This window comes from Cupriavidus sp. UBA2010 (genome assembly GCF_002335265.1).
GTDB classification, from domain to species: Bacteria; Pseudomonadota; Gammaproteobacteria; order Burkholderiales; family Burkholderiaceae; genus Cupriavidus; species Cupriavidus metallidurans.
The window spans coordinates 1-25,427 of sequence record NZ_DDCI01000025.1; the positions used below are offsets into that span (position 1 = coordinate 1).

Annotated in this window: 29 protein-coding genes; 24 read left to right on the forward strand and 5 right to left on the reverse strand. The window is 67.4% G+C overall.

Annotated features, from left to right (window positions below; translation table 11 throughout):
• From B2246_RS20645 to B2246_RS20660, 4 genes are all read right to left on the reverse strand, one after another.
• Window positions 1-532: IS66 family transposase zinc-finger binding domain-containing protein (locus B2246_RS20645; RefSeq protein ID WP_286964061.1), on the reverse strand; the 532-nt coding region annotated here is incomplete at its 3' end.
• Between the two features lie 79 nt (window positions 533-611).
• A complete protein-coding gene (tnpB, locus tag B2246_RS20650) occupies window positions 612-953 on the reverse strand; it encodes an IS66 family insertion sequence element accessory protein TnpB (RefSeq protein WP_014386445.1) in 342 nt (113 codons plus the stop codon).
• Window positions 950-1,291: an IS66 family insertion sequence element accessory protein TnpA gene (tnpA, locus tag B2246_RS20655; protein WP_014386446.1), complete on the reverse strand. Its 342-nt coding sequence runs from the start codon at window positions 1,289-1,291 to the stop codon at window positions 950-952. The genes tnpB and tnpA overlap by 4 nt, the downstream gene beginning before the upstream one ends.
• An 83-nt stretch (window positions 1,292-1,374) precedes the next feature.
• Window positions 1,375-1,518, reverse strand: a complete 144-nt coding sequence (locus B2246_RS20660) for a hypothetical protein (protein WP_014386447.1) — start codon at window positions 1,516-1,518, stop codon at window positions 1,375-1,377.
• 309 nt (window positions 1,519-1,827) lie between these two features.
• Between B2246_RS20660 and B2246_RS20665 the strand changes: the two genes are divergently transcribed.
• Genes B2246_RS20665 through B2246_RS20715 form a run of 11 tightly spaced genes read left to right on the forward strand, consistent with a single transcriptional unit; the run spans window position 1,828 to window position 11,740 of the window.
• Window positions 1,828-3,309: a glutamine synthetase family protein gene (locus tag B2246_RS20665; protein ID WP_015060806.1), complete on the forward strand. Its 1,482-nt coding sequence runs from the start codon at window positions 1,828-1,830 to the stop codon at window positions 3,307-3,309.
• Window positions 3,310-3,337: 28 nt separating this feature from the next.
• A complete protein-coding gene (locus B2246_RS20670) occupies window positions 3,338-4,093 on the forward strand; it encodes a type 1 glutamine amidotransferase (RefSeq protein WP_015060807.1) in 756 nt (251 codons plus the stop codon).
• A gap of 44 nt (window positions 4,094-4,137) precedes the next feature.
• Entirely contained in the window at window positions 4,138-5,484 is a 1,347-nt protein-coding gene (locus B2246_RS20675; RefSeq protein ID WP_051705517.1) for an aromatic ring-hydroxylating oxygenase subunit alpha, read from the forward strand.
• Window positions 5,481-6,125 carry an aromatic-ring-hydroxylating dioxygenase subunit beta gene (locus tag B2246_RS20680; RefSeq protein ID WP_014386451.1) on the forward strand — a complete coding sequence of 215 codons (645 nt, stop codon included), beginning with the start codon at window positions 5,481-5,483 and terminating at the stop codon, window positions 6,123-6,125. The genes B2246_RS20675 and B2246_RS20680 overlap by 4 nt, the downstream gene beginning before the upstream one ends.
• A gap of 16 nt (window positions 6,126-6,141) precedes the next feature.
• Complete coding sequence (locus tag B2246_RS20685; protein WP_029310295.1) at window positions 6,142-7,149, forward strand: ferredoxin--NADP reductase; 1,008 nt, start codon at window positions 6,142-6,144, stop codon at window positions 7,147-7,149.
• Between the two features lie 32 nt (window positions 7,150-7,181).
• Window positions 7,182-8,099 carry a LysR family transcriptional regulator gene (locus B2246_RS20690; RefSeq protein WP_015060643.1) on the forward strand — a complete coding sequence of 306 codons (918 nt, stop codon included), beginning with the start codon at window positions 7,182-7,184 and terminating at the stop codon, window positions 8,097-8,099.
• Window positions 8,096-8,485, forward strand: coding sequence for a 2Fe-2S iron-sulfur cluster-binding protein (locus tag B2246_RS20695; RefSeq protein WP_029310293.1), 390 nt, complete (start codon window positions 8,096-8,098; stop codon window positions 8,483-8,485). The genes B2246_RS20690 and B2246_RS20695 overlap by 4 nt, the downstream gene beginning before the upstream one ends.
• A 21-nt stretch (window positions 8,486-8,506) precedes the next feature.
• The gene (locus tag B2246_RS20700) at window positions 8,507-9,451 is read left to right on the forward strand and encodes a catechol 2,3-dioxygenase (protein WP_029310292.1); all 945 of its coding nucleotides are present in this window, start codon (window positions 8,507-8,509) and stop codon (window positions 9,449-9,451) included.
• Between the two features lie 32 nt (window positions 9,452-9,483).
• Complete coding sequence (locus B2246_RS20705; RefSeq protein ID WP_029310291.1) at window positions 9,484-10,374, forward strand: SphA family protein; 891 nt, start codon at window positions 9,484-9,486, stop codon at window positions 10,372-10,374.
• 11 nt (window positions 10,375-10,385) lie between these two features.
• Window positions 10,386-10,862 (forward strand): GlcG/HbpS family heme-binding protein, encoded by a 477-nt coding sequence (locus tag B2246_RS20710; RefSeq protein ID WP_029310290.1) that lies wholly within the window; start codon window positions 10,386-10,388, stop codon window positions 10,860-10,862.
• A 17-nt stretch (window positions 10,863-10,879) separates the two neighbouring features.
• Entirely contained in the window at window positions 10,880-11,740 is an 861-nt protein-coding gene (locus B2246_RS20715) for an alpha/beta fold hydrolase (RefSeq protein WP_029310289.1), read from the forward strand.
• A 47-nt stretch (window positions 11,741-11,787) separates the two neighbouring features.
• Here the strand turns inward: B2246_RS20715 and B2246_RS20720 are convergent, their stop codons facing one another.
• A complete protein-coding gene (locus B2246_RS20720; protein ID WP_029310288.1) occupies window positions 11,788-12,693 on the reverse strand; it encodes a LysR substrate-binding domain-containing protein in 906 nt (301 codons plus the stop codon).
• A gap of 258 nt (window positions 12,694-12,951) precedes the next feature.
• Between B2246_RS20720 and B2246_RS20725 the strand changes: the two genes are divergently transcribed.
• The 13 genes from B2246_RS20725 to B2246_RS20785 all read left to right on the forward strand — a co-directional run.
• Window positions 12,952-14,412 carry a 2-hydroxymuconic semialdehyde dehydrogenase gene (locus B2246_RS20725; RefSeq protein ID WP_029310287.1) on the forward strand — a complete coding sequence of 487 codons (1,461 nt, stop codon included), beginning with the start codon at window positions 12,952-12,954 and terminating at the stop codon, window positions 14,410-14,412.
• A 269-nt stretch (window positions 14,413-14,681) separates the two neighbouring features.
• Window positions 14,682-15,548, forward strand: coding sequence for an alpha/beta fold hydrolase (locus B2246_RS20730; protein ID WP_008328861.1), 867 nt, complete (start codon window positions 14,682-14,684; stop codon window positions 15,546-15,548).
• 23 nt (window positions 15,549-15,571) lie between these two features.
• Complete coding sequence (gene dmpE, locus B2246_RS20735) at window positions 15,572-16,357, forward strand: 2-oxopent-4-enoate hydratase (RefSeq protein ID WP_008328863.1); 786 nt, start codon at window positions 15,572-15,574, stop codon at window positions 16,355-16,357.
• 19 nt (window positions 16,358-16,376) lie between these two features.
• Window positions 16,377-17,165, forward strand: coding sequence for a 2-oxo-3-hexenedioate decarboxylase (dmpH, locus tag B2246_RS20740; protein WP_008328869.1), 789 nt, complete (start codon window positions 16,377-16,379; stop codon window positions 17,163-17,165).
• A gap of 25 nt (window positions 17,166-17,190) precedes the next feature.
• Entirely contained in the window at window positions 17,191-17,793 is a 603-nt protein-coding gene (locus tag B2246_RS20745; protein ID WP_008328872.1) for a hypothetical protein, read from the forward strand.
• A complete protein-coding gene (locus B2246_RS20750) occupies window positions 17,790-18,593 on the forward strand; it encodes an SDR family NAD(P)-dependent oxidoreductase (protein ID WP_008328873.1) in 804 nt (267 codons plus the stop codon). Before B2246_RS20745 ends, B2246_RS20750 begins: the two co-directional genes overlap by 4 nt.
• A gap of 32 nt (window positions 18,594-18,625) precedes the next feature.
• Complete coding sequence (locus B2246_RS20755; RefSeq protein ID WP_008328875.1) at window positions 18,626-19,540, forward strand: acetaldehyde dehydrogenase (acetylating); 915 nt, start codon at window positions 18,626-18,628, stop codon at window positions 19,538-19,540.
• Between the two features lie 13 nt (window positions 19,541-19,553).
• Window positions 19,554-20,594, forward strand: a complete 1,041-nt coding sequence (gene dmpG, locus B2246_RS20760) for a 4-hydroxy-2-oxovalerate aldolase (protein ID WP_008328878.1) — start codon at window positions 19,554-19,556, stop codon at window positions 20,592-20,594.
• A 12-nt stretch (window positions 20,595-20,606) separates the two neighbouring features.
• A complete protein-coding gene (locus B2246_RS20765; protein WP_008328880.1) occupies window positions 20,607-21,584 on the forward strand; it encodes a Bug family tripartite tricarboxylate transporter substrate binding protein in 978 nt (325 codons plus the stop codon).
• Window positions 21,581-21,793, forward strand: coding sequence for a 2-hydroxymuconate tautomerase (locus tag B2246_RS20770; RefSeq protein WP_255347959.1), 213 nt, complete (start codon window positions 21,581-21,583; stop codon window positions 21,791-21,793). Before B2246_RS20765 ends, B2246_RS20770 begins: the two co-directional genes overlap by 4 nt.
• A 334-nt stretch (window positions 21,794-22,127) precedes the next feature.
• The gene (locus B2246_RS20775; RefSeq protein WP_008328889.1) at window positions 22,128-23,516 is read left to right on the forward strand and encodes an amidase; all 1,389 of its coding nucleotides are present in this window, start codon (window positions 22,128-22,130) and stop codon (window positions 23,514-23,516) included.
• A 42-nt stretch (window positions 23,517-23,558) separates the two neighbouring features.
• A complete protein-coding gene (locus tag B2246_RS20780; protein ID WP_008328897.1) occupies window positions 23,559-24,353 on the forward strand; it encodes a 2-keto-4-pentenoate hydratase in 795 nt (264 codons plus the stop codon).
• Between the two features lie 410 nt (window positions 24,354-24,763).
• Window positions 24,764-25,427, forward strand: a 664-nt coding sequence (locus B2246_RS20785) for a DUF4158 domain-containing protein (protein ID WP_029310364.1), incomplete at its 3' end; no start/stop codon positions are given.

Genomic DNA, 25,427 nt, shown 5'->3' on the forward strand with positions numbered 1-25,427 from the left:
ATCGAATCTCGTGCTCACGCACAGTCTGGCAGCACGTGCAGGCGTACTTGCCGCGGATATGGCGCAGCACGAAGAATTGGGCCGGCACGCAATCGAGCTGCTCGCTGACTTCTTGGCCGATGCGCTTGAAGGGCTGGCCGCACTCGCAGTGGGTCTGCTCGATCTCGTGATGGTGATCGATGCGCGGCAGGCTCGCCGGCAGCGCCTGGCGCACCGCCTGGCCTTTGGCCCGGGGTGGCGCTACCGGTGGCTTCTGGTCTTGCTGGGCGGCGCGGTCTTCCAGCGCCGTGTCGGCCAGGATCTGATCGAACAGCACCGCCTGCGTGCTCGTCTCCAGGCTCTCGCTGGAGGAGCCGAAGCGCCAGCGCTTCAGCCGCGCGATCTCGAAGTTCAGCGCCTCGATCCTGGTTTGCTTGAACTTCAGCTCGCCTTGCATGCGCCCGATCACATCGCGCAGCTCCTGCATCGAATCCAGTGCGCCCGGCGCATCGATCGTGTGGGTGTCCGGGCCTTCGAGCATGGCCGCCATCATGCCTCGCGCGCGCGTGCGCGCGAGGCATGACTTTCTCCAATAGACAAACGCGCAAATCCCGACCTCGAATCGAGCGCATTCAGACCACCGTGATCGACTGCGGCTGCGCGCTGCCCAGGCGCTGCCACGGCAGGCCCGCGACGAGCCAGTCGAACTGCTCGCGCGTGAGTTGAAGTGACCCCGTGTCCTGGCGCGGCCAGGCGAAGCTGCCCGCTTGCAGCCGCCGGGTGCACAGCCACATGCCCGCGCCGTCGTAGACCAGCACCTTGAGCCGGTCGGCGCGGCGGTTGGCAAACACGTAGGCGTGGTGGGCTTGCGCGCCCAGCGCGAAGCCGCGCACCACTTGGGCCAACAGCGTGTCGATGCCCCCGCGCAGGTCGGCCGCGCCAAGCGCCAGCCAGATGACGTCGATGCGAATCATCGGCCGAACTCCCGCAGCAGCGAAGCGAGTTCACGCGTGTGCGCCAGCGGCCAATGCAGATCGAGCCGGGTGCCTCCCACGTTCAATTCGACGCGCACCGATGTCGATGCGGCACCAGGCGCCACGCGGGCGGCCACGAAGCCGCTCGGCCTGGCGGCTGGCGAGGGCTCAGGGCTGACGCCGTCGAGCCGCGCCTGCCAGCGCCGCGCATGTGCGCACCAGCTTTGCAGCGTTCCCGCTGGCACCCCGTTGGCCTCGGCCCATACCTGCGCCTTCTGGCCAGAGGCACGATACGCCGCCACTTGCTCCAGGCACCGTTCCATCTGCTGTCGATCCATGTCCACCTCGTCTCGTTCGTTGATTGCGAAGACCCGAGGTTCGCAGCTTCAACGGTGAGATGAAAGATGGGTTCGCGGAACGCTTACAGCGCATCGACCGTGTCGCTGATGAAGTAGGCCAGGTGCCCCGCAGGCAGCCAGTCCTGCAGCGATGCGGACAGCAGCATCTCTTGTTGCGGTTCGTAGGGGCGGTAACTTATGGCCATGCAGCTTGAACGCTCACTCATGTGCGCAGGTCATCAGGGGATTCCCTGCTTCTGCCGCCCACGCTCCTAGCCTGCCGCGTGGCTCCTAGCGTTGCCGTAGGGCTCGAAGTGGCGGGGGGTGGTTGAAAAAACCATTGCATCACTCGCATTTTTGCGAATAGGTTTCGCATGTTTTTCCTTTCAGGTTCTCAGGAAATCAACATAATTTTGATATGCGCCAAAGATCAATTGGCAAATTTAATGCGTGCTGAACTGATCTGGTGGCAGATGGTTGGGTAATTCGTTAATTCTAAACAACCGGCATCTATGCCGGAAAACCCGGAAACAAAAATGAGCCAGAAATTCATTGATCGGCACGGCTTGTGGTCCGACGCCCAGAAGGCGGCGGCCGTTGAAGTGCTGAAGAAAATCGAGCAGGACGGCATTCAGATGATTCGCCTCTCATGGCCGGATCAATATGGTCTGCTGCGCGGGAAAATGCTGTCGGTGGCAGCCTTGCGCTCCGCATTCGGCAGCGGCTCGGAAATCACCATGGCGCCCTTTTTCTTCGACACGGCCAGCGCCATCGTGTTCAATCCCTTTTCCTCGGATGGCGGGCTTGGCAACCCGGAGTTGGCGGGCAGCCCTAACGTGGTGATGGTGCCCGACCCCACCACCTTCCGCGTGCTGCCCTGGGCTGATCGCACGGGCTGGATGCTGGCCGATCTGTACATGCGTAGCGGTCGGCCCTTCCCGCTGAGCCCGCGTGCCCTGTTGAAGAAAGCGCTGGGGCAGTTGGCGGATCTGGGCTATGACTTCCATGGTGGCCTGGAGGTGGAGTGGTACTTGACGCGCATCGTCGACCCCTGCCTGGAGCCCGAGACGCTGGGTGGCCCCGGCACACCGGCGGCACCGCCCAAGGTGATGCCGGTCGCCAAGGGCTACTCCTATCTGCTCGAAAATCACTTGGACGAGGTCGAACCCATCATGGCCGAGGTGCGCCAGCACCTGCTGACGCTGGGCATGCCGTTGCGCAGCATCGAGGATGAATGGGGGCCCAGCCAGATGGAGACCACCTTCGACGTCATGTCCGGCCTGGACATGGCCGACACCATGGTGTTGTTCCGCAACGCAGTCAAGCAAATCTGTCGGCGGCGCGGTTACCTTGCCAGTTTCATGTGCAAACCCAAGATTGAGGGTTTCTGTGCCTCGGGCTGGCATCTGCACCAGTCGCTGGCGGCGCGCGACTCCGGCGTCAATGCCTTCGTTCCGCAGACGGGCGAGCCGCTGTCGGCGCTGGGCCGGGCCTATGTCGGTGGCCTGCTCAAACATGCCTGTGCGGCCTCCAGCTTCACCACCCCCACGGTTAACGGCTACCGACGCCGACGCCCGTTCTCTCTGGCCCCGGATCGGGTGACCTGGGCCGAGGACAACCGCGCCGCCATGGCGCGCGTGATCGCCGCCCCAGAAGACTCAGCCAGCCGTGTGGAAAACCGGGTCGGCGAGCCGGCGGCCAACCCCTACCTGTATCTGGCCTCGCAGCTCTTCTCGGGGATCGATGGCATTCGTCGCCAACTCGATCCCGGCCCTCTGCAGGAAACGCCCTATGCCGCCGACGTTCCGATCCTGCCGCGCAACCTGGCCGAGGCGCTGGACGTGCTGGAGGGCTCCAGCTTCTTCCGCGAAGCCTTCGGCGAAGAGTTCATCCACTACTGGCTGCACCTGCGGCGCAGCGAATGGGCGCGCTTCGTGGCCGCCGAAGGCGCCGACGTGGACATGGCGGGCGACCCCGTCACCGACTGGGAGCATCGCGAGTACTTCGAACTGTTCTGAACTGAACCAGGTAACGCTCATAGACACCATGAAGAAGAAATATGCCGTGCTCTGGTGCACTGAAGTACCCGGAGACGAGATCTTGCAGGAAAAAATGATCGCCACTTTCGGTCGCGCGGGCGAGCAGTGGGACGTGCTGGAACCCGCGCGCGACGGCTTCCTGGAGCGGGCGATGGGCTACGACGGCTACGTCATCAGCGGCAGCCCAATGTCGGTAGTGGACGATGCCGATTCGCTCCTGGTGAGCAACCTGCTGGCGCTGATTCGCCGCGTTAGCGACGAGGCAGGCTCACCCCTGATCGGGCTGTGCTTTGGCTCGCAGGCCATCGCGGCGGCCCTAGGTGGACGGGTTGCCAGGAACCCGTCAGGGCGCTTCAAGCTGGGGGTCGATGCCCTGCGCTGGGACCCCGTCGCCGTTGAGCTGCTGGGCGCGGCGCTGGCGCAAGCGCCCAGCGTGCTGGTGCAAAGCCACGGCGAATGCGTGGCGGCACTGCCGCCGGGCAGCGTCCTGCTGGCGTCGTCGCAGACCATCCCCCACGAGGTGTTCTTGGTGCAGGGCCGCATCTTGGGCATCCAGGGGCACCCCGAGGTGGACCGTCAGTTCCTGAAAGACAAGTTCATGGCCTACCACCGCGCGCTGTTCGACGACGAGCAGTGGGCGCACGTAGAACAGGAAGCCAGCCAGCCTCTGTCTCCCGACGCCGTCATCGCGCTGGGCCGCCGCTTACTGGACGAAGGCGCCCTGGCTCCCGCGGCTGTGCCCACGCTTACCGAAACAACATGAACTGAAGCCGCGATTTTCAGATTCAACCGAATTGCGAGAAAACGATGAAAGTAATTCATATTGCCGCCGTTCCGGCCGGGGAATCCGCCGCCGATGAATGGGACGACCTGGTGCAGCCAGACCGTGTACACCGCCGCGTCTATACCGACCCCGCCATCTTTGCCCGCGAAATGGACCATGTGTACGCCGCCAGCTGGGTGTACTTGGCCCATGAAAGCGAGATCCCCGAGCCCAACGATTTCCGGCAGGCCTGGCTGGGCACCCGCGAGGTCATCGTGACTCGCGACGAAGAGGGGCAAATTCGCGTGTTCTCCAACCGTTGCTCGCACCGCGGCGCAACCGTCTGCCGCGAGCACCAAGGAAACGCCGCCAACTTCACCTGCCCCTACCACGGCTGGCGTTTCGACAACCGAGGTCAGTTGTTCGGCATTCCCGGCAAGAACGCCTATGGCCCGGCCTTCAAGGCGCGCGACATGCACCTTGCGCGGCCTGCGCAGGTGGCGTCGTACAAGGGCTTCATCTTCGCTACCCTGAACTCCGAGGCGCCGCCCCTGGCCGAGCACCTCGGCAATGCCACACGCTATCTGGACGCCTGGATCGAGCACAATGGGGGCGCTCAGAACATCGTCTTGGCCGGCGCTCAGCGCTTTCGCGTCGGCTGCAACTGGAAACTGGTCTGGGACAACGCGGGCGACGGCTACCACGTGCCGTTCTCGCACCAGTCGCTGCTGGTGATGACCAAGGAACGCTACGGTGGCGGCGACATGGCCTACTTCGCCGACGCCGACCGCTCCCGCATGAGCAACAACGCGCTCGACAACGGGCATACGGTGATCGACCAGCGTCCCGAGATGCACGGCAACTCCGCCTGGCGCGAGCAGCGCCCGCAGCCGGGGCGTGAGCCCTACGAGGCCCACGTGGCCGCCACCCACAGCCGCGATCAGGCCCAACGCGTGCTCGACACCACTGTCGGGGCGGGCATGAACCTCAACATCTTTCCCAATCTGGCGCTGATCGGCAACCAGGTGCAGGTGATCCAGCCTCTGGCGGTGGGCGAAACCTCGGTAAGCTGGCATGCCACCCGGCGCAGAGACGTGGACGCAGAGGTCAACACCATGCGCCTGCGCACGCAGGAGGATTTCCCCGTCATGGGCGAGATGGACGACGCCGCCAACTTCGAAGAGTGCCAACGCGGCCTTATGAACAGCCCCGAGGACGAATGGGTGGACATGGGTCGCCACTGGGAGACCGGCAAGGATGTGCCCGGTCCCGATGGCGTGGTCAGCGGCCCGGTGACCACAGACATTCACATGCGCAACTACTACGCTCAGTGGAAGCGGCTGATGCAAGCCCGCCCGACGCTGCAAATGAACAAGGGGAAGCTGCCATGAACGCCGCCCAGGATCTGGCCCAAGCTGCCGCCGTTCCGGCCTACCGCCACCAGCCTCCCTCGCTCTACGTGGTGCCGGCGTTCTACGACTGGCTTCTCGCCGCTTCGGACGACCTGGCCCAGGCCGCCGTGCGCACCCAGGGCGCTGACGCCGCGCAAACGCAGCAGGTGGCACAACTACTGACACTGGAAGCTCGCCTGCTCGATCAGGGCTCGATGGACAAGACCGCCTACGAGCGCTGGCTGGCGTTGTATGGCGAGGAATGCGCCTATTGGGTGCCGGCGGGCGCGCCCGCGCCCGACCCGCGCCAATACGTCACCTTGGAATTCCACGACCGGCGCCGTCTGCTCGACCGTGTGAGCCGCCTGGGCACCGGGCTGGCCTTCTCGCAGTTCCCGACTTCGCGCACGGCGCGGCACTGGGGCGGACTGGAAGTGTGGCCCAGCCCGGACCGTGGCAATGAATGGCGCGCGCGCTACAGCTTCACTCTGGCCGAGTCACGCGAGGGCCACAACCGTGTGCTCGCGGGCTGGAACGGGTTCGTGCTGCGCCAGAGCGCCCAGGGGCTAGTCATCGTGCTCAAGCAGGTCAACCTGATCGACAGCGACTGCCTGCAGGGCAACAACTCGTTCTTTTTGTGAGGGGAGGTGGCAGCGCATGAAACTCGCACATTCTCTTACCGTCACCGCTGTTTCACCGCAAGGCAGCGACGCCATCCTGCTGACCCTGGGCGTGGACGGCGGGCAGCGGCAGCGTTTTTCCTTCCAGTCTGGCCAGTACCTGACGCTTGCCGTCCCCGTGCAAGGCGATGAACATTGGCGCTGCTATTCGATCACCAGTGCGCCCGAGGATGGGCAGGCGATCAGCCTGCTGGTGCGCCGCGTGGCGGGTGGGCGCGTCTCCAATTGGCTGTGCGACCACGCGCGAGCGGGCCAACGATTGCAGGTGCTTCCGCCCGCCGGGCGCTTCACACTGGCGCGGCATGGCCAACCAGTGCTGTTGTATGCCGGCGGCAGTGGCATTGCGCCCATCTTCGCGCTGGCGCGCGAAGCGTTGCTGCAAGGCGCGCCCCAGGTACGGCTGTTCTACGCCTGCCGCGACCGAGCCACGGCCATGCTACTGGCTGAGTTGCAGGCGCTACAGGCGGGTAGCGGGCAGCGGCTGGAGATACGCCACTGGTATGACGCCGAACAGGGCCTGCCCACGCAGGCGCTGCTGGAGGCGCAGACCCAGGGCCTTGAGGCTGCTGACGCCTACCTTTGCGGCCCCGAGGCCTTCATGCACTCCGTTCTGGCTGCGCTGGCAGCGGCTGGGATCGAGCCCAGTCGCGTCTACCGCGAGGACTTCGGCGCTGCGCTGGAGGGCGCGGTGGAAACGGGCGCCGAGGGTCCCGACGCCGAGCTGACGGTTCAGCTCAAGGGGCAGACGCATACCGTGTCGGTGCGCGGCGGGCAATTCCTGCTGGGCGCCATGCTCGACGCCGGGCTGGCCGTCCCGCACGCTTGCCGGGTTGGCGAATGCGCCTCCTGCATGTGCCGCCTGGTGGACGGCGAGGTGCTGCGGCTCGACAGCTCGGTGCTGGACGAAGACGATGCTGCAGAAGGCTGGCTGCTGGCCTGCCGCACGCGCGCCGCCAGCGCCCAGGTGCGGCTGCGCTTTTCCTGAACCTGCAAGCCCCAGAAAGCCTGAAGCCATCGATGAAAGCATGCACCATGACCCGAGACGGCACCACCACACCTCCATGGGACCTGATCCGCGCCTTCCTCGCGCTGGAGCGCCACGGGAGCTACGAAGTTGCAGCCGACATGGAAGGCATCGACGACTCCACCCTGCGCCGGCGCATCCGGGTGCTGGAGCAGCGCTTCGGTCGCACTCTGTTCGTGCGCAGCGAGGCCGGCTGGAAAGCCTCGGCCGACCTGCACGCGCTGGTCAGCGCTGCCCAGCACATGGAAGAGGCGGCGCGCAGCTTCTCTCAGAATCACCAGGAAGGCGCGGGCGTGGTGCGCATCAGCCTGATGGACGTGTTCGCCAAGCGCTTTGCGCCAGTATTCGTCGCGCTGGGGGAGAAATTTCCTCGGCTGCTGCTCAACATCACCACCGAGACGCACTTCGTCAATCTGGAGCAAGACCAGGTGGACATCGCCGTGCGGCTAGCACGGCCTGTGCGCAACAGCAATTCCCTGCGCGTACGCAAGATCGGTGCGGTGGCCGTGGGCGCTTACGCCAGCCGCGCGTACCTGGCGCGCCACGACACGAGTGCGTCAAATCCCGCGTTTGTCGACGACCACGACCTTCTGGCCATGAACTTGCAGTTCTTCCACCAGGATCACAACTTCACCTACGCCAACCTGGACTGGGCCAAGTTCGGCCTGACGGGCAAGGTGCGCGTGCAGTCGGACAGCTTCGTGCCCATGGCGCACCTGTGCGCGCTGGGCCACGGCGTGGCGCTGCTGCCCAAGTTCGTTGCCGCTGACTATCCCGAACTGGTGCCGTACCCCGAAAAGCTCTTCTTCGAAACGGAGCTGTGGCTGGTCAGCCGCTTTGACTTGCTGGCAGCTTGGCAGCGCGAATTGGCCGACAGGCTGCAGGAAGAAATGGCGACATGGCCTCAATGACCTCGCTCCCTGTCCTGACCACCAGCCCGCGCTTGGCGGCGCTGCCGGTCACTATCGCCAACGTTGGCCTCAGCTATGCCTGCGCCGGCAATGAAAGCCTGCTCACCGGCATGGTCCGCCTGGGCCGCAAGGGCATCCCGGTGGGTTGCGTCAACGGCGGCTGCGGGGTCTGCAAGGTCCGCATCGTCGAGGGACAGATCAAGGCCCTGGGGCCGATCAGCCGTGCACACGTGACGCTCGACGAAGAGAACCAGGGCTACACGCTGGCATGCCGCGTGGCACCCCAGACGCCGGTGAACCTCGAAGTGGCCGGCAAGTTGAGCAAACCGTTTTCCAAGGGGCGCGCAGAGTCTGCGACTGCCAGCCCTTCGATTCAGCAGCAGTAACCAACCACCAGGAGACACAACATGGGTGTGATGCGCATCGGGCACGCGAGCCTGAAAGTGATGGACATGGACGCCGCCGTCCGGCACTACGAGAACGTGCTGGGCATGAAGACCACCATGAAGGACAAGGCGGGCAACGTCTACCTCAAGTGCTGGGACGAATGGGACAAGTACTCGGTCATCCTGACCCCGTCGGACCAGGCCGGCATGAACCACCTGGCCTACAAGGTCGAGAAGGAAGCCGACCTTGAAGCGCTGCAGCAGAAGATCGAGGCCTGGGGTGTGAAGACCACCATGCTCGACGAAGGCACCTTGCCCTCGACCGGCCGCATGCTGCAGTTCAAACTGCCCAGCGGGCACGAAATGCGCCTGTATGCCAGCAAGGAGTTTGTCGGCACCGACGTGGGCAACATCAATCCCGACCCCTGGCCCGACGGCCTCAAGGGCGCGGGCGCCCACTGGCTGGACCACTGCCTGCTGATGTGCGAGATGAATCCCGAGGCCGGCATCAACACCGTGGCCGACAACACCCGCTTCATGACCGAGGCGCTGGACTTCTTCCTGACCGAGCAGGTGCTGGTCGGACCCGAAGGCAACATGCAGGCGGCGACCTGGATGGCCCGCACCACCACGCCGCACGACATCGCCTTCGTCGGTGGGCCGCGCAGCGGCCTGCACCACATCGCCTTCTTCCTGGACTCGTGGCACGACGTGCTCAAGTCCGCCGACGTGATGGCCAAGACCAAGACGCGCATCGACGTGGCCCCCACCCGCCACGGCATCACGCGCGGCGAGACGATCTACTTCTTCGACCCGAGCGGCAACCGCAACGAGACCTTCGCGGGCCTGGGCTACCTCGCGCAGCCCGACCGCCCCGTGACGACCTGGAGCGAAGACAAGCTGGGCAGCGGCATCTTCTACCACACGGGCGATCTGGTGCCGTCGTTCACGGACGTCTACACCTGAGCGGGCGCACGACCATGCACAAGGACTACAGCATGCAAAAGCACATGGCCATCGCCGCGCTCGCCCTGGCGGGCGCGCTGACCGGGCCGGCGGCGCGGGCCGACGGCCACTACGTGCCCGGCGTCGAGGGGGTGCAGGCGGCGAGCGTGCCGCCGCCCGGTGTCTACTACCTGGGCTACCTCGTCAACTACAACATCGACGACTTCCGCGCGCCCGGCACCAGCGACAACCTGCCGGGCCACAACCGCGGCACTGTCACGGCCCTGGCCAACCGCTTCGTGTGGATCACGCCGCACAAGCTGCTGGGCGCCGACTACGGCATGGAGGCCATCGTGCCCGTGGTGCGCACCTCGCTCACCATCAACGCGGCCGGCATTGCCGACACCCGCTCGGGCGTGGGCGACGTGTACCTGGGCCCGCTGGTGCTGGGCTGGCACGGCCCGCAGTGGGACGCCGTGGCCGCGGCCGGCATGTGGTTCGACACCGCCAGCACGAGCTACCCGGCATCGCCGGGCAAGGGCTTCAAGAGCACCATGCTCACGGGGGGCTTGACCTACTACTTCGACGGCGCGAAGACCGTCTCGGGGTCCGCGCTGATGCGCTTCGAGCGCAACGGCAAGACCGGCGCGGGCTTCCGCCCGGGCAACCAGGTCACGCTCGAATGGGGGCTGGGCAAGTCCTTTGGCGGGTGGCAGGCGGGCGTGGTCGGCTACAGCCAGTGGCAGACCAGCGAGGACAGCGGGCCAGGCGCCAGCACCAGCAAGGCCTCGCGCCATGCGCTGGGCGCCGAGCTGGTCTACCCCGTGCCCGGCGCGGGCCTGTTCCTCAAGGGAGCGTTCTACAAGGAACTGCGCGCCGAGGCGGGCACGGGCGCGCAGCCCAAGGGCTCGCTGCTGCGCTTCACGCTCGTGAAGGCCTTCTGATGGAGGACCGCATGCCCCGCACCTCCGCCGCCGCGCTCAGCGTGGCCCAGCCCGTCATCGACGCACCGGCCGCGCTGCGTGCCGTGGAGGCCGCGGTGCGGCACGCCACGGCGCTGGGCGTGCGCGTCAACGTGGCGGTGGTCGACGCGGCCGGCGTGCCTGCCGCCTTCGTGCGCATGGCTGGCGCGCCGCTGCACTCGGTGGACATTGCCACCGACAAGGCCTACACCGCTGCGAGCTTCGGCCTGCCCACGGGCGCATGGCACGCGGCGCTGGCCTCGCACTCCGAGGCCGTGCGCGAGGGCCTGGTGCTGCGCCCGCGCTTCGTGGCCTTCGGCGGCGGTCTGCCGATCGTGGAGGGCGGCGCGCGCATCGGCGGCATCGGCGTGTCCGGCGGCAGTGAAGCACAAGACGAAGCAATCGCGCAGGCCGGCCTGCGGGCCCTGGGCCTCGTGCCCGATGGGCCGGGCCGGGCGGATGCGCACTGACCCTGCGGAGCTGAGAAATGTCTACTTCCCATCCTGATGGCGCAGCGCCACACAACCCGGAAGTCGCGCACGCCATCGTGGCGGCCGGCATCCGCACCAACTACCACGACATGGGCAGCGGCGACCCGGTGCTGCTGATCCATGGCTCGGGCCCGGGTGTCTCGGCCTGGGCCAACTGGCGGCTCGTGATGCCCGCGCTGTCCGAGCGCGCGCGCGTGATCGCGCCCGACATGGTGGGTTTCGGCTACAGCGAGCGGCCTGAGGGCTTCGCCTATGGCATGGACGCCTGGGTGCGCCAGGCCGTGGGCCTGCTCGATGCGCTGGGCATCGAACGCGCGGACCTCGTGGGCAACTCGTTTGGCGGAGGCCTCGCGCTGGCGCTGGCGATCCGCCACCCCGAGCGGGTGCGCCGCCTGGTGCTGATGGGCAGCGTGGGCGTGCCGTTCCAGATCACTCCAGGGCTGGATGCGGTCTGGGGCTACACCCCGTCATTCGAGAACATGCGCGCGATCATGGACTGCTTCGCCTGGGACCGCGCGCTGGTGAACGACGAGCTGGCGCGGCTGCGCTACGAGGCCAGCATCCGCCCGGGTTTCCAGGAGTCGTTCGCGGCGATGTTCCCCGCGCCGCGCCAGCGCTGGGTGGATGCGCTGGCGAGCGCGGAGCAGGACATCCGCGGCCTTCCGCACGAGACCCTGATCGTGCATGGCCGGGAGGACCGGGTGATCCCGCTGTCCAACGCCTACACGCTGGCCGAATGGATCGCAAAAGCGCAGCTGCATGTGTATGGCCGCTGCGGCCACTGGACGCAGATCGAGCACGCGGCGCGCTTTGCACGGCTGGTCGGTGACTTCCTGGCCGAAGCCGCCGAGGCGTGAGCGCATGGATGCCTCGCAACAGCCCCAGGCGGGCGCCGCGGCGTGCTTCATGCGGCCCTGGCGCCTTGCCGGGCGGCGAAGGACTGCACGACCCGCAGGAAGGCGGCCAGCACCGGCGAGTTGTCGTCGGTGCGGTAGAGGCAGCACAGGGCGATATCGTGCAGATGGCGCGAGCGCAGCGGCCTGTAGGCCACGCCGGGCAGGCGCAGGCTCATGGCGGATTGGGTCGTGATGCAGCAGCCGAAGCCACTCGCCACCAGGGCCACGCAGGTCAGCACGTCCTCGACCTCCTGGGCCACCTCGAGCTGCGCACCTTCGCGCGCGAAGGCGCTGGCCACCTCCTGCGCCAGCCCGGGCAGGGGGGCGTTGGGGTACAGGATCATGGGAACGCCGCTGAGATCGCGCAGATCGATCTGCGCGCGCGCGCTCAGCGGATGCGTCTCGGGCAGGCCGACCACCAGCGGTTCGCGCAGCACGATCTGGACGCCCAGTCCGGGCTCCGCCTGCACCAGCCGGTTGAAGCCCACGGTGATGCGGCGCTCGCGCAAGGCCTGCAGCTGCTGGGCCTTGGTCATGTTGTGCAGCTCCAGGCGCACGGCGGGGCGTTCGCGGTGGAAGTCCGCCAGCAGCCGCGGGATCACGTCGAGCACGCCCGAGCCGAAGATGCCGACGTCGAGCCGGCCGATCAGTCCCTGGCCGGCCAGCCGGGTGCGCTCGCTGGCGCGCTGGGCCAGCGAGAGGATGTTGGGCACCTCGTCCAGCAGCGTCTGGCCCGCGGCCGTCAGTTCCACGCCCTTGGGCGTGCGCAGGAACAGCTCCGCGCCCAGCTCTTCCTCCAGCCCCCGGATCTGCCGCGTGAGCGGCGGCTGGGCCATGTGCAGCCGCTGCGCCGCGCGGCCGAAGTGCAGCTCCTGGGCCAGGGCCAAAAAGTATTTCATCTGCCGCAGGTCCATGGGCTCCTTTGCTTTCTCATACCGAGAGGGTATTGAGTTTAGAAAATTTGGTATTGGACAGTATGAAGTCGGCCGCCTATCGTTGCCTTCATGGCTGTGTGGACGCGGCAAAGCATGCCCCGAGAGGCGGAGACATATGACCCACTGGACTTTTTCCCGACGCGGCGCCTCGTGCGCCGCTACCCCGCCGGCTGGCTGCCGGGCGCACCGATGAGAGTGTGCAGCCCGCAACGGCCCACCCACCAATGAGAGAGTGACATGCTAGCCAATCAGATTCTGAACTTCATCAACGGCGAATTCGTGGCCACCGGCAAGTGGTTCGACAACCGCACGCCGACCACCAACGCCGTGATCGGTCAGGTGGCGGAAGCCGGCCAGGCCGAGGTCGATGCCGCTGTGTCCGCTGCGCGCGCGGCGCTCAAGGGCCCCTGGGGCCGCATGCCGCTGGCCCAGCGGGTGGAGCTGCTCGAAGCGCTGGTGGCCGAGATCACGCGCCGCTTCGACGAATTCCTGGAGGCCGAGTGCGCCGACACCGGCAAGCCCCGGAGCCTGGCCTCGCACATCGACATTCCGCGCGGCGCTGCCAACTTCAAGGTGTTCGCCGACGTGGTGAAGAACGTGCCGACCGAGAGCTTCCAGATGACCACGCCCGACGGCGGCACTGCCATCAGCTACGGCCTGCGCACACCCCTGGGCGTGGTCGGCGTGATCTGCCCCTGGAACCTGCCGCTGCTGCTGATGACCTGGAAGGTCGGCCCGGCGCTCGCCTGCGGCAACACCGTGGTGGTCAAGCCGTCCGAGGAAACCCCGCGCACCGCGGCCATGCTCGGCGAGGTGATGAACCAGGTCGGCATTCCCAAGGGCGTTTACAACGTGGTGCACGGCTTCGGCCCTGGATCGGCCGGTGAATTCGTCACCAGCCACCCCGGCATCGATGCCATCACCTTCACCGGCGAGACGCGCACCGGCGAGGTCATCATGAAGGCCGCCGCCAAGGGCGCGCGCCCTGTGAGCCTGGAGATGGGCGGCAAGAACGCCGCCATCGTGTTCGCCGACTGCGACTTCGACGCCGCCATCGAGGGCACGCTGCGCTCGGCCTTCGTCAACAGCGGCCAGGTCTGCCTGGGGACCGAGCGCGTCTACGTGGAACGCCCGATCTTCGACCGATTCGTCGCCGCGCTGAAGCAGCAGGTCGAGGGCTGGAAGATCGGCCTGCCCGAGGACGCCGACACCAAGCTGGGCCCGCTGATCAGCAAGGAACACCAGGCCAAGGTGCTTTCGTACTACCGGCTGGCGGTGCAGGAGGGCGCGACGGTGGTCACGGGTGGCGGCGTGCCCGACATGCCCGGCGAGCTCCAGGACGGCTGCTGGGTGCAGCCCACCATCTGGACCGGCCTGCCCGAGACGGCGCGCGTCATCAAGGAAGAGATCTTCGGACCCTGCTGCCACATCGCCCCGTTCGACAGTGAAGAAGAGGTGCTGCAGAAGGCCAACGACAACGAGTATGGCCTGGCCACCGCCATCTGGACGCGTGACCTGGCGCGCGCGCACCGCGTGGCGCAGCGCATGGAGGTCGGCATTTCCTGGGTCAACAGCTGGTTCCTGCGCGACCTGCGCACGCCGTTCGGCGGCGCCAAGCAGTCCGGCATCGGCCGTGAGGGCGGCGTGCACTCGCTGGAGTTCTACACGGAACTCCGCAACGTGATGGTGAAGCTGTGATCTCCCCCCTGCGCCGCTGCGCGGCTTCCCCCCTCCGTTGCGCGTCTTCGACGCTTCGAGGGGGACGCCGCCTGTGGCCCGGCATAGCCGGTTCCACGGCTGCCCTGGACGAACGGCCTCGTGCGCCGACAGCGAGTGGGCCGGGGCGACTGGTGCAGTGAAGTAAAGGAGGAGGCGAGCGCGCAGCGACCGACGGGGGACATGAACGGAACCAGTCGTCCCGGCCCACTCGCCGCCCCTTCAAAGCAAAGACCTCAAGGACAAGACACATGAATGCCCCACACAACCCTGAAATTGCGCTGAGCGTTCGCACAGGCAGCTTCAACACCAACGTGCACGACCTCGGCAGCTCCAAGCCGGGACAGCCTCCGGTGCTGTTCATCCACGGCTCCGGTCCGGGTGTAAGCGCCTGGGCCAACTGGCGCCTCGCCATGCCGGTCATCGCCAAGGATCGGCGAGTCATCGCGCCCGACATGGTGGGCTTCGGCTACACCGACCGCCCCGCCGGCATGACCTACAACATGGACACCTGGGTCCAGCAGGCGCTGGATGTCATGGACGCGATGGGCGTCGAGAAAGCCGACGTGGTCGGCAACAGCTTTGGCGGCGCGCTCTCGCTGGCGCTGGCGATCCGCGCGCCGCAGCGCGTGCGCCGCCTGGTGCTCATGGGCTCGGTCGGTGTGCCCTTCCCGATCACGCCGGGCCTGGACGCGGTCTGGGGCTACGAGCCCTCGCTGGCCACCATGAAGCGCCTGCTGGACATCTTCGCCCACAGCCGCGCGCTGGTCACCGACGAGCTGGCCGAGCTGCGCTACCAGGCCAGCATCCGCCCCGGCTTCCAGGAATCCTTCTCGGCCATGTTCCCGGCCCCGCGCCAGCGCTGGGTCGACGCCATGGCCAGCCCCGAATCGGCGATCCGCGCGCTGCCGCACGAGACGCTCATCGTCCACGGCCGCGAGGACCAGGTGATTCCGCTGCAGACCTCGCTCACGCTGAGCCAGTGGATTCCCAACAGCCAGCTGCACGTGTTCGGCCACTGCGGCCACTGGACGCAGATCGAACACGCCGCGCGCTTCGCCCAGCTGGTGTCGAACTTCCTCGCCGAAGCCGACGCGCAGGGCGCCGCGTCCGCCTGACCCCTTTTCCCACACAGAACACCATGGACAACTCCAAGATCCAGCACTACGGCGACGAGCTCTACCAGTCGCTGCTCGACCGCCAACCCGTCGCTCCGCTGACCGACCGCGAAGCGGACATCACCATCGAGGACGCCTACCAGATCCAGCTGCGCATGATCCAGCGCCGGCTGGACGCGGGCGAGCGCGTGGTGGGCAAGAAAATAGGCGTGACGAGCAAGGTCGTGATGGACATGCTCAAGGTCAACCAGCCCGACTTCGGCCACCTGCTCTCGGGCATGGTCTACAACGAAGGCCAGCCCATCCCGGTGAGCAGCATGATCGCGCCCAAGGCCGAGGCAGAGGTCGCCTTCATCCTGGCGCGCGACCTCGAAGGCCCCGGCGTCACCGCGGCCGACGTGCTGCGCGCCACCGACTGCGTGATGCCGTGCTTCGAGATCGTCGACTCGCGCATCAAGGACTGGAAGATCAAGATCCAGGACACCGTGGCCGACAACGCCTCCTGCGGCGTGCTCACGCTCGGCGGCCTGCGCAAGAGCCCGCGCGACCTCGACCTCGCGCTGGCCGGCATGGTGCTGGAAAAGAACGGCGAAATCATCAGCACGTCCTGCGGCGCATCGGTGCAGGGCTCGCCGGTCAACGCGGTGGCCTGGCTGGCCAACACGCTCGGCCGTCTGGGCATCGGCCTCAAGGCCGGCGACATCATCCTCTCTGGCTCGCAGTCGCCGCTGGTGCCGGTGGTCGCGGGCGACAGCCTGTATTGCAGCGTCGGCGGCCTGGGCGGCACGTCGGTGCGTTTCGTCGCCTGAGCGGGAAGGAAACAACCACATGAAACTCGACAAGAACACCCTCGCCCAGCTCGCCGAGCACCTGGAAAACGCCGAGCTGAAGGCGCACGACGTCACCAAGATCACCGACGACCACCCGGACATGGACTGGGACGACGCCTACGCGATCCAGGACCTGATCCGCGCGCGCAAGGAAAGCCGTGGCCACAAGACGGTGGGCCTCAAGTGCGGCCTGACCTCCTACGCCAAGATGAAGCAGATGGGCGTGGACACGCCGGTCTTCGGCTTCGTCAGCGACTACATGGCCTGCGCCGAAGGCAGCGACATCAAGACCTCCGAACTCATCCACCCCAAGGTCGAGGCCGAGATCTGCGTCGTCACCAAGGCGCCGCTCAAAGGTCCGGGCTGCCACGTCGGCGCCGTGATGGCCGCGATCGACTTCGTGATCCCCGGCGTGGAGATCATCGACAGCCGCTACCGCGACTTCAAGTTCGACCTCAAGAGCGTGATCGCCGACAACACCTCGGCCTCGCGCTTCGTGATCGGTGGCCGCGCCCGTCGTGTGGAAGACCTGGACCTGCGCACGCTGGGCGTGGTGCTGGAGAAGAACGGCCAGATCGTGGCCATGGCCGCCGGCGCCGCCGTGATGGGCCACCCGGCCGCCGCCATCGCCGCCCTGGCCAACCACCTGGGCGCGCGCGGTCAGGAGATCCCGACGGGCAGCTTCATCATGACCGGCGGCGTGACCGAAGCCATTGCGGTGCAGGCCGGCGACAGCGTGAACGTGCGCTTCCAGGACCTGGGCACGGTTGGCATGCGATTCGTCTGAGCGCCGCCCTGAGCCGCCTGCACCCATGAACGCACCCGCCACCCCGTCGCGCGCCGTGACCGTGCTGGTCACGCGCCGGGTCGCACCCCAAGGCGTGGCCGGCTTCGAGACGGCCATGGCCGGCATGATCGAGGCAGCGACCCACTTCCCCGGCCACCTGGGCGGCCACCTGGGCGGCCAGCTGGTGCGCCCTGGCGAGGCCGGCGGCGGCGACGAGCCCCTGCTCTACCACGTGGTCTTCGCCTTCGACAACGAGGCGCACCTGGCCGCCTGGCAGGACTCGCCCGAGCGGGCCCGCTGGCTCGCGCAAGTCGCACCCCACACCGTCGGTGCGCAGGAGATGCGCCGGGTCAGCGGGCTGGACTACTGGTTCGCGCCGGCGGGCAGCACCACCAAGGCGCCGCCGCGCTGGAAGGTGGCGATCGTGACTTGGCTGGGCATCTTCCCGACCGTGCTGCTGCTGTTCCTCACCGTGGCGCCGCTGCTGGCCGACTGGCCGCTGGTGCCGCGCACCATGGTCATCACCGTGCTGGTGGTGGTCCTCATGACCTGGGTGGTGGCGCCGCGCCTGACCCGCTGGCTGGCCGGCTGGCTGCACGCCCGTCCGCCCGTAGGAGGGCGCCCATGAGCCCGGCACCACGCCCCCTGGCGGGGCAGACCGCCTTCGTCTCGGGCTCGACCGCTGGCATCGGCCTGGCCATCGCCCAGGCCCTGCTGGCCGACGGCGCCCATGTGGTGCTCAACGGCCGCGGCGAGGCGTCGGTGCAGCGCGCCCTGCAGACCCTGCGCCAACAGCACCCGCAGGCCGAGGTGTCGGGCATCGCCGCCGACCTGGGCACCGCCGCCGGCTGCGAGCAGGTGGCGACCCGGCTGGCCGATGTGGACATCCTGGTCAACAACCTCGGCATCTTCGAGCCCAAGCCCTTCGAGCAGATCGCCGACGCCGACTGGCAGCACCTGTTCGAGGTCAACGTGATGAGCGGCGTGCGCCTCGCCCGCGCCGCGCTGCCCGGCATGCTGACGCGCAACCGCGGCCGCATCGTCTTCATCTCCAGCGAGTCGGGCATCTGCCCGCCGGCCGAGATGGTGCATTACGGCATGAGCAAGTCGGCCCAGCTGTCCGTGGCACGCGGCCTGGCCGAGTGCTGCGCCGGCACCGCCGTCACGGTCAACAGCGTGCTGCCCGGCCCCACGCTGACCGAAGGCGCACGCGCTTTCTTCGACACGCTCGCCGCGCAGCAGGGCCTGAGCTTCGACGAAGCCGCGGCCCGCTTCTTCCGCGACGCGCGCCCCACCTCGCTGCTGCGCCGCTTCATCCGCCCCGACGAGGTGGCGGCCATGGTGGCCTACGTCTGCAGCCCGCAGGCCAGCGCCACCACCGGCGCCGCGCTGCGGGTGGACGGTGGCGTGGTGCGCACGCTCACCTGAACCTTTTTTCTTCTTCCCCCAGGAGTCAACCCATGACCAAAAAAATCAAGTGCGCCCTGATCGGGCCCGGCAACATCGGCACCGACCTGCTGGCCAAGCTGCAGCGCAGCCCCTTGCTCGAACCCGTGTGGATGGTGGGCATCGATCCCAACTCCGACGGTCTCAAGCGCGCCAAGGAGATGGGCATCAAGACCACCGCCGAGGGTGTGGACGGCCTGATCCCGCACATGAAGGCCGACGGTGTGCAGATCGTGTTCGACGCCACCAGCGCCTACGTGCACGCCGAGAACTCGCGCAAGGTCAATGAGCAGGGCGCGATGATGATCGACCTCACGCCCGCCGCCATCGGCCCCTACTGCGTGCCGCCGGTCAACCTCAAGCAGCACGTCGGCCAGCGCGAGATGAATGTGAACATGGTCACCTGCGGCGGCCAGGCCACCATCCCCATGGTCTACGCGGTCAGCCGCGTGCAGCCGGTGAGCTACGGCGAGATCGTCGCCACCGTGTCCAGCAAATCGGTCGGTCCCGGCACGCGCAAGAACATCGACGAGTTCACCCGCACCACGGCCGGCGCGGTCGAGAAGGTGGGCGGCGCCAAGAAGGGCAAGGCCATCATCGTGATCAACCCGGCCGAGCCGCCGCTGATCATGCGCGACACGGTGCACTGCCTGGTCGAAGGCACGCCCGACGAGGCCGCGATCACGAAGTCGGTGCACGACATGATCAAGGAAGTGCAGAAGTACGTGCCGGGCTACAAGCTGGTCAACGGCCCCGTCTTCGACGGCAACCGCGTCTCGGTCTTCATGGAGGTCGAGGGCCTGGGCGACTACCTGCCCAAGTACGCCGGCAACCTGGACATCATGACCGCCGCCGCCGCGCGCACCGCCGAGATGTTTGCCGAAGAAATCCTGAAGGGCGAGCTCGTGCTCGAACCCGTCGCCGCCTGATCCGGAGCACCCCATGAGCCAGCAAAAAATCACCCTGCACGACATGACCCTGCGCGACGGGATGCACCCCAAGCGCCACCTGATGACGCTCGAACAGATGAAGAGCATCGCCTGCGGCCTCGACGCCGCCGGTGTGCCGCTGATCGAGGTCACCCACGGCGACGGCCTGGGCGGCTCCAGCGTCAACTACGGCTTCCCGGCCCACTCCGACGAGGAGTACCTGGGCACCGTGATCCCGCTGATGAAGCAGGCCAAGGTCTCGGCCCTGCTGCTGCCCGGCATCGGCACCGTCGACCACCTGAAGATGGCGCACGGCCTGGGCGTGCACACCATCCGCGTGGCCACGCACTGCACCGAAGCCGACGTGAGCGAGCAGCACATCACCTTCGCCCGAAAGCTCGACATGGACACCGTGGGCTTCCTGATGATGGCCCACATGAACAGCCCCGAAGGCCTGGTGAAACAGGCCAAGCTGATGGAGGGCTATGGCGCCAACTGCATCTACATCACCGACTCGGCCGGCTACATGCTGCCCGCCGACGTGAAGGCCCGCCTGCAGGCCGTGCGCGACGCGCTCAAGCCCGAGACCGAGCTGGGCTTCCACGGCCACCACAACCTGGCCATGGGCGTGGCCAACTCGGTCGCCGCCATTGAATGTGGCGCCACCCGCATCGACGCTGCCGCCGCCGGCCTGGGCGCGGGCGCAGGCAACACGCCGATGGAAGTGCTGGTCGCCGTGCTCGACCGCATGGACGTGCAGACCGGTGTGGACGTCTGGAAGATCCAGGACGTGGCCGAAGACCTGGTCACGCCCATCATGGACTTCCCGATCCGCATCGACCGCGACGCGCTCACGCTGGGCTACGCCGGCGTGTACGGCAGCTTCCTGCTGTTCGCCAAACGCGCCGCCGTCAAGTACGGCCTGTCGGCGCGCGACATCCTGGTCGAACTGGGCCGCAAGAAGATGGTCGGTGGCCAGGAAGACATGATCGAAGACACGGCCATGACCATGGCTCGCGCGCGAGATGCGCGCGAGCAGAAAAAAGCGGCCTGAGGAACGCACCCTATGCAACGCAGAGATTTCATCGCCTCCGTGGGGGCCGGCCTGGCCCTGGCACCCGCCGCTGGTTGGTCGCAGGACGCCTACCCCGCCCGTCCCGTCAAGCTCATCGTGCCCTTCCCACCGGGTGGACCCACCGACATCATGGGCCGCACCGCCGCCAAGGCCATGGGCGACGCGCTGGGCCAGTCCTTCGTGGTCGAGAACAAGGCCGGCGCCGGCGGCAACATCGGCACCGACGCGGTGGCCAAGGCCGCACCGGACGGCTACACCATCGGGCTGTCGGCCATCAGCAGCCTGGCCATCGCGCCCTACCTCTACGACAAGCTGCCGTTCCAGGTGGAAAAGGACTTCGCCCCGATCTCGCTGGTGGGCACCACGCCCTGCGTGATCGTCGTGCACCCGAGCGCACCGTTCGCCGACCTCAAGGGTCTGGTGGCCTACGCCAAGGCCAACCCGGGCAAGCTCGGCTACGCCACGTCCGGCATCGGCACCAGCAACCACCTGGCGGCCGAGCTGCTGCAGTCGGTGGCCGGCATCGAACTCACCAACATCCCCTACAAGGGGTCGAGCCAGATCGTGCCGGACCTGCTCTCGGGCACGGTGATCATGAGCATGGAAAGCTCGCTGGCCACCACCTTGCAGCACATCCGCAGCGGCAAGCTCAAGGCGCTGGCCGTCACCTCGCCCACGCGCGCCAAGGCCCTGCCGGACGTACCGACCGTGGCCGAGTCCGGTTACCCCGGCTTCGCGGTGGAGACCTGGTTCGGCCTGGTCGCCCCCGCCGCCACCCCGGCCGCCGTCGTGCAGAAGCTGCACGACGCCTGGGCCAAAGGCGCCAAGACCGCCGAGGCCCAGGCCGCGTTCGACAACATCTCCGGCAACCTGCGCGTCACCACGCCCCAGGAGTTCGACGCCTTCATCAAGGCCGAGAACAACCGCTGGGGTGCCCTGATCCGCAAGCTGGACATCAAAGCCAACTGACCCAGGAGACCACCACCATGCCGTTCGCACAGATCTACATACTCGAAGGCCGCACGCCCGAGCAGAAGAAGGCCGTGATCGAGAAGGTCACCCAGGCGCTGCACGAGGCCATCGACGCGAAGAAGGAAACCATCCGCGTCTGGATCCACGAAATGCCCAAGGAGAACTGGGGCATCGCGGGCGTCAGCGCCAAAGACCTCGGCCGCTGACCAGGACCGGAATCGCCGCCCAGCGCTACCAGGGGCGCGTGGTGCAGGCGGCCCTGCAGGCCCATGGCCGCGTCGACGCGTCGGTGCACAACGTGGGCGGCACCATCTGGGTGCGTCTCGCCCGGTGCCATCGACAACGGCCAGCGCATCGTGCCGCGCAACCCGCAGCCGCTGAGCGAGGCCGAGACCGGCTGGATGAAAGCCATCTACACCCAGTTGCTGCGCGACACGCCGATGAACCGCCTGGGCACACCAGAAGAGATCGCCGCGGACTTGGCGGCCGGGTGGTGACAATGGGACACACCCTGTTCACCACACCCCGAGGAGAAGGCCCTTGAACGCTGCCCACCTGTCGCTGGCCGAGCACGCCGCCCGCCTGCGCCGCCGCGAACTGACGGCGGTGGCCCTGATCGACACCTGCGCGCAACACCACGCGCGCATGGAACCCCGGCTCAACGCCTACAAGACCTGGGACGGCGCGCGCGCCCGCAGCGCCGCCGCTGCGGTCGACACCCTGCTGGACCAGGGCCAGGACCTGGGCCCGCTGATGGGCTTGCCGGTGTCGGTGAAGGACCTGTACGGCGTGCCCGGCCTGCCGGTGTTTGCGGGCAGCGACGAGGCCCTGCCCGAAGCCTGGCAGGCGGCCGGCCCGCTGGTCGCGCGGCTGCAGCGGCAACTGGGCATCGTGGTCGGCAAGACGCACACGGTCGAGTTCGCGTTCGGGGGTCTTGGCGTCAACGCCCACTGGGGCACGCCCCGGAACCCCTGGTCACCCCACGAGCACCGCGTGCCAGGCGGGTCCAGCGCGGGCGCGGGCGTCTCGCTGGTGCAGGGCAGCGCCCTGCTGGCGCTGGGCACCGACACCGCCGGTTCGGTGCGCGTGCCCGCGTCCATGACCGGACAGGTGGGCCTGAAGACCACCGTGGGGCGCTGGCCGGTCGAAGGCATCGTGCCCCTGTCGTCCTCGCTCGACACCGCGGGCGTGCTCACCCGCACGGTGGAAGACCTGGCCTACGCGTTCGCCGCCCTCGACACAGAGAGCCAGGGCCTGCCCGCGCCTGCCCCGGTGCGCGTGCAAGGACTGCGCGTCGGCGTGCCGACCAACCACTTCTGGGACGACATCGACCCGAGCATCGCCGCCGCCGTGGAAGCGGCCGTTCAGCGCCTCGCCCAGGCCGGCGCGCAGGTGGTCCGGTTCCCGCTGCCGCACTGCGAGGAAGCCTTCGACATCTTCCGCCGCGGCGGCCTCGCAGCGTCCGAACTCGCGGCCTACCTCGACCAGCACTTCCCGCACAAGGTGGAGCGGCTGGACCCGGTGGTGCGCGACCGCGTGCGCTGGGCCGAGCAGGTGTCTTCCGTCGAGTACCTGCGGCGCAAGGCCGTGCTGCAGCGCTGCGGCGCGGGCGCGGCCCGGTTGTTCGACGACGTCGACGTCCTGCTCACGCCCACCGTGCCCGCCTCGCCGCCGCGGCTGGCCGACATCGGCACGGTGGAGACCTACGCGCCGGCCAACATGAAGGCCATGCGCAACACCGCCATCAGCAACCTGTTCGGCTGGTGCGCGCTGACGATGCCCGTGGGCCTCGACGCCAACCGGATGCCGGTGGGCCTGCAGCTGATGGGGCCGCCGCGCGCCGAAGCGCGGCTGATCGGCATCGCGCTCGGCATCGAGGCCCTCATCGGCCAGGGCCACGCGCTGCTGGGCGCGCCCGACCTGCCATAGCCGGCGCGCCCCACCCTCAACCTTTCCAGGCGGAGCCCCCCCATGACCCAGACGCCCAACCAACTCGCCGAAGCGATCTGGGCCGCCCGCCAGGCCGGTCGGACACTGGACGCCGCAGCCACCATCGGCACGCCCGACCTCGCCACCGCCTACGCCATCCAGCGCGCGCTGCTCGGCCTGCGCCTGGCCGCCGGCGAGCGCGTGGTCGGGTGGAAGCTGGGTTACACGTCGGAAGTGATGCGCCGCCAGATGGGCATAGCCCGGCCCAACATCGGGCCGCTGACCGACCGGATGCTGCTGAACTCGGGCGACGCGGTGCACGAGCGCCTGGTGCAGCCGCGGGTCGAACCCGAGATCGGGCTGCGCCTCCAAACCGCCCTCGACGCGCGGCACGCGCCCGTCGACCGCCACACCGTGGTCGCCGCCGTGGAGGGCGCCTACGCCTGCCTCGAAGTCGTGCACTCCACCTGGACAGGCTACCGCTTCAACCTCGAACAGAACACCGCCGACAACTCGTCCGCCGGCCAGGTCGTCGTCGGGCCACGCCTGCCGGTGACCGACCTGATGGCGGCGGGCACCGTGGCGGTGCGCCTGCACGACGGCAGCCACCACACGCTGGGACAGGGCGTGGGCGCCGATGCCGACGGCCACCCGCTGGACGCGGTGGCGCGGCTGGCGCGGGAGCTGGCCGCGTTTGGTCAGCGGCTGGAGGCGGGTGATCTGGTGATCACGGGTGGGCTGACAAAGGCTTGTGAGCTGGAGGTGGGGGGGAGGTTGACGGGAGTGTTTTCGTTTGGGGACGCTTGGTCGGTAGATGTGACTGTGCGGCGTCTGTGAAACGACACTTGATAGGTGCGGATCGCCTGCACATCAACCCGGTCAACGAACGGCTCCATCAAAGACGCCAGTGCAGCGTGAGCGGTCGCGTGACACCTTGACCAGTGAGCGGCCGGTGGAGGCGCCTCTACGATGGCCTGCAGAGAGGTCGAGTGACAGCCACCAGCCTTGTGCGGACTTCGGCCGCGATCAAATGAAGCGCTGCCACGGGTCGGCGCCGAGCCGACCGCGCAAGCCCTTCCTCAAGCAACTGTATGCCTGCAAGGGGGTCGATTTGTTTTCGTTGTCAAAAGTGACGGTAGGAGATCGAGCACTGGCGTAGGGGTGGTCTGATAAGCCCTTGATTTCATTGGTTTTCCTGTTCACTTTTTCAGGCGTATTGTGTCTGCCCCAATCACCGGAGACACAAGATGCAAAGCTGGCACACAACCTACCTTGGCCTGCGAGAGCTGCCAAGGGAAATCAGCACCTTCGAGCTTCAGTCGTTTTTCACGTACAGCCGTACTGAGCGCGAGCTCATCAACGCCCGCCGAAGCAACGCCCACAAGCTGGGTCTGGCACTGCACATAGGTTTCTTGCGCTTGAGCGGGCGCCTGCTGAATTCGGTGCGCATCGTTCCGACAACCCTGTGGCGCCATCTGGGTGACGAAATCGGCATCACTGCTGTTGAACTGGCATCCCTGCGAGCCCTGTATGTTCGCGGTCGAACCCTCTTTGACCATCAACAACTGGCCTGTGATGTCCTGGGGTTTCATTGGATGACGGAGCACCAACGTCGCGCCCTGGTACGCACCCTGCGCGATGAGGTGGCCCGCTGCGCCGATCGGGATCAATTGCTCGTATTCGCTCGGCGCTGGTTGTATCAAAGCAAGATCCTGATCCTGCGCGACCGTGACATCCGTGTCCTGGTCACAGCGGCGCTGGGACAACTCGAAGAAGAAACAGCCAAAACGATTGCGGCATCTGTGCTGCCCGAACAACTGGTGCGCTGGCGGGATGCCATGGCCGCATTGCGCCCGGATGGGCAAACCCAGCAGAGCTGGTTGTGGTCGGCACCGGCCAAACACTCAACCA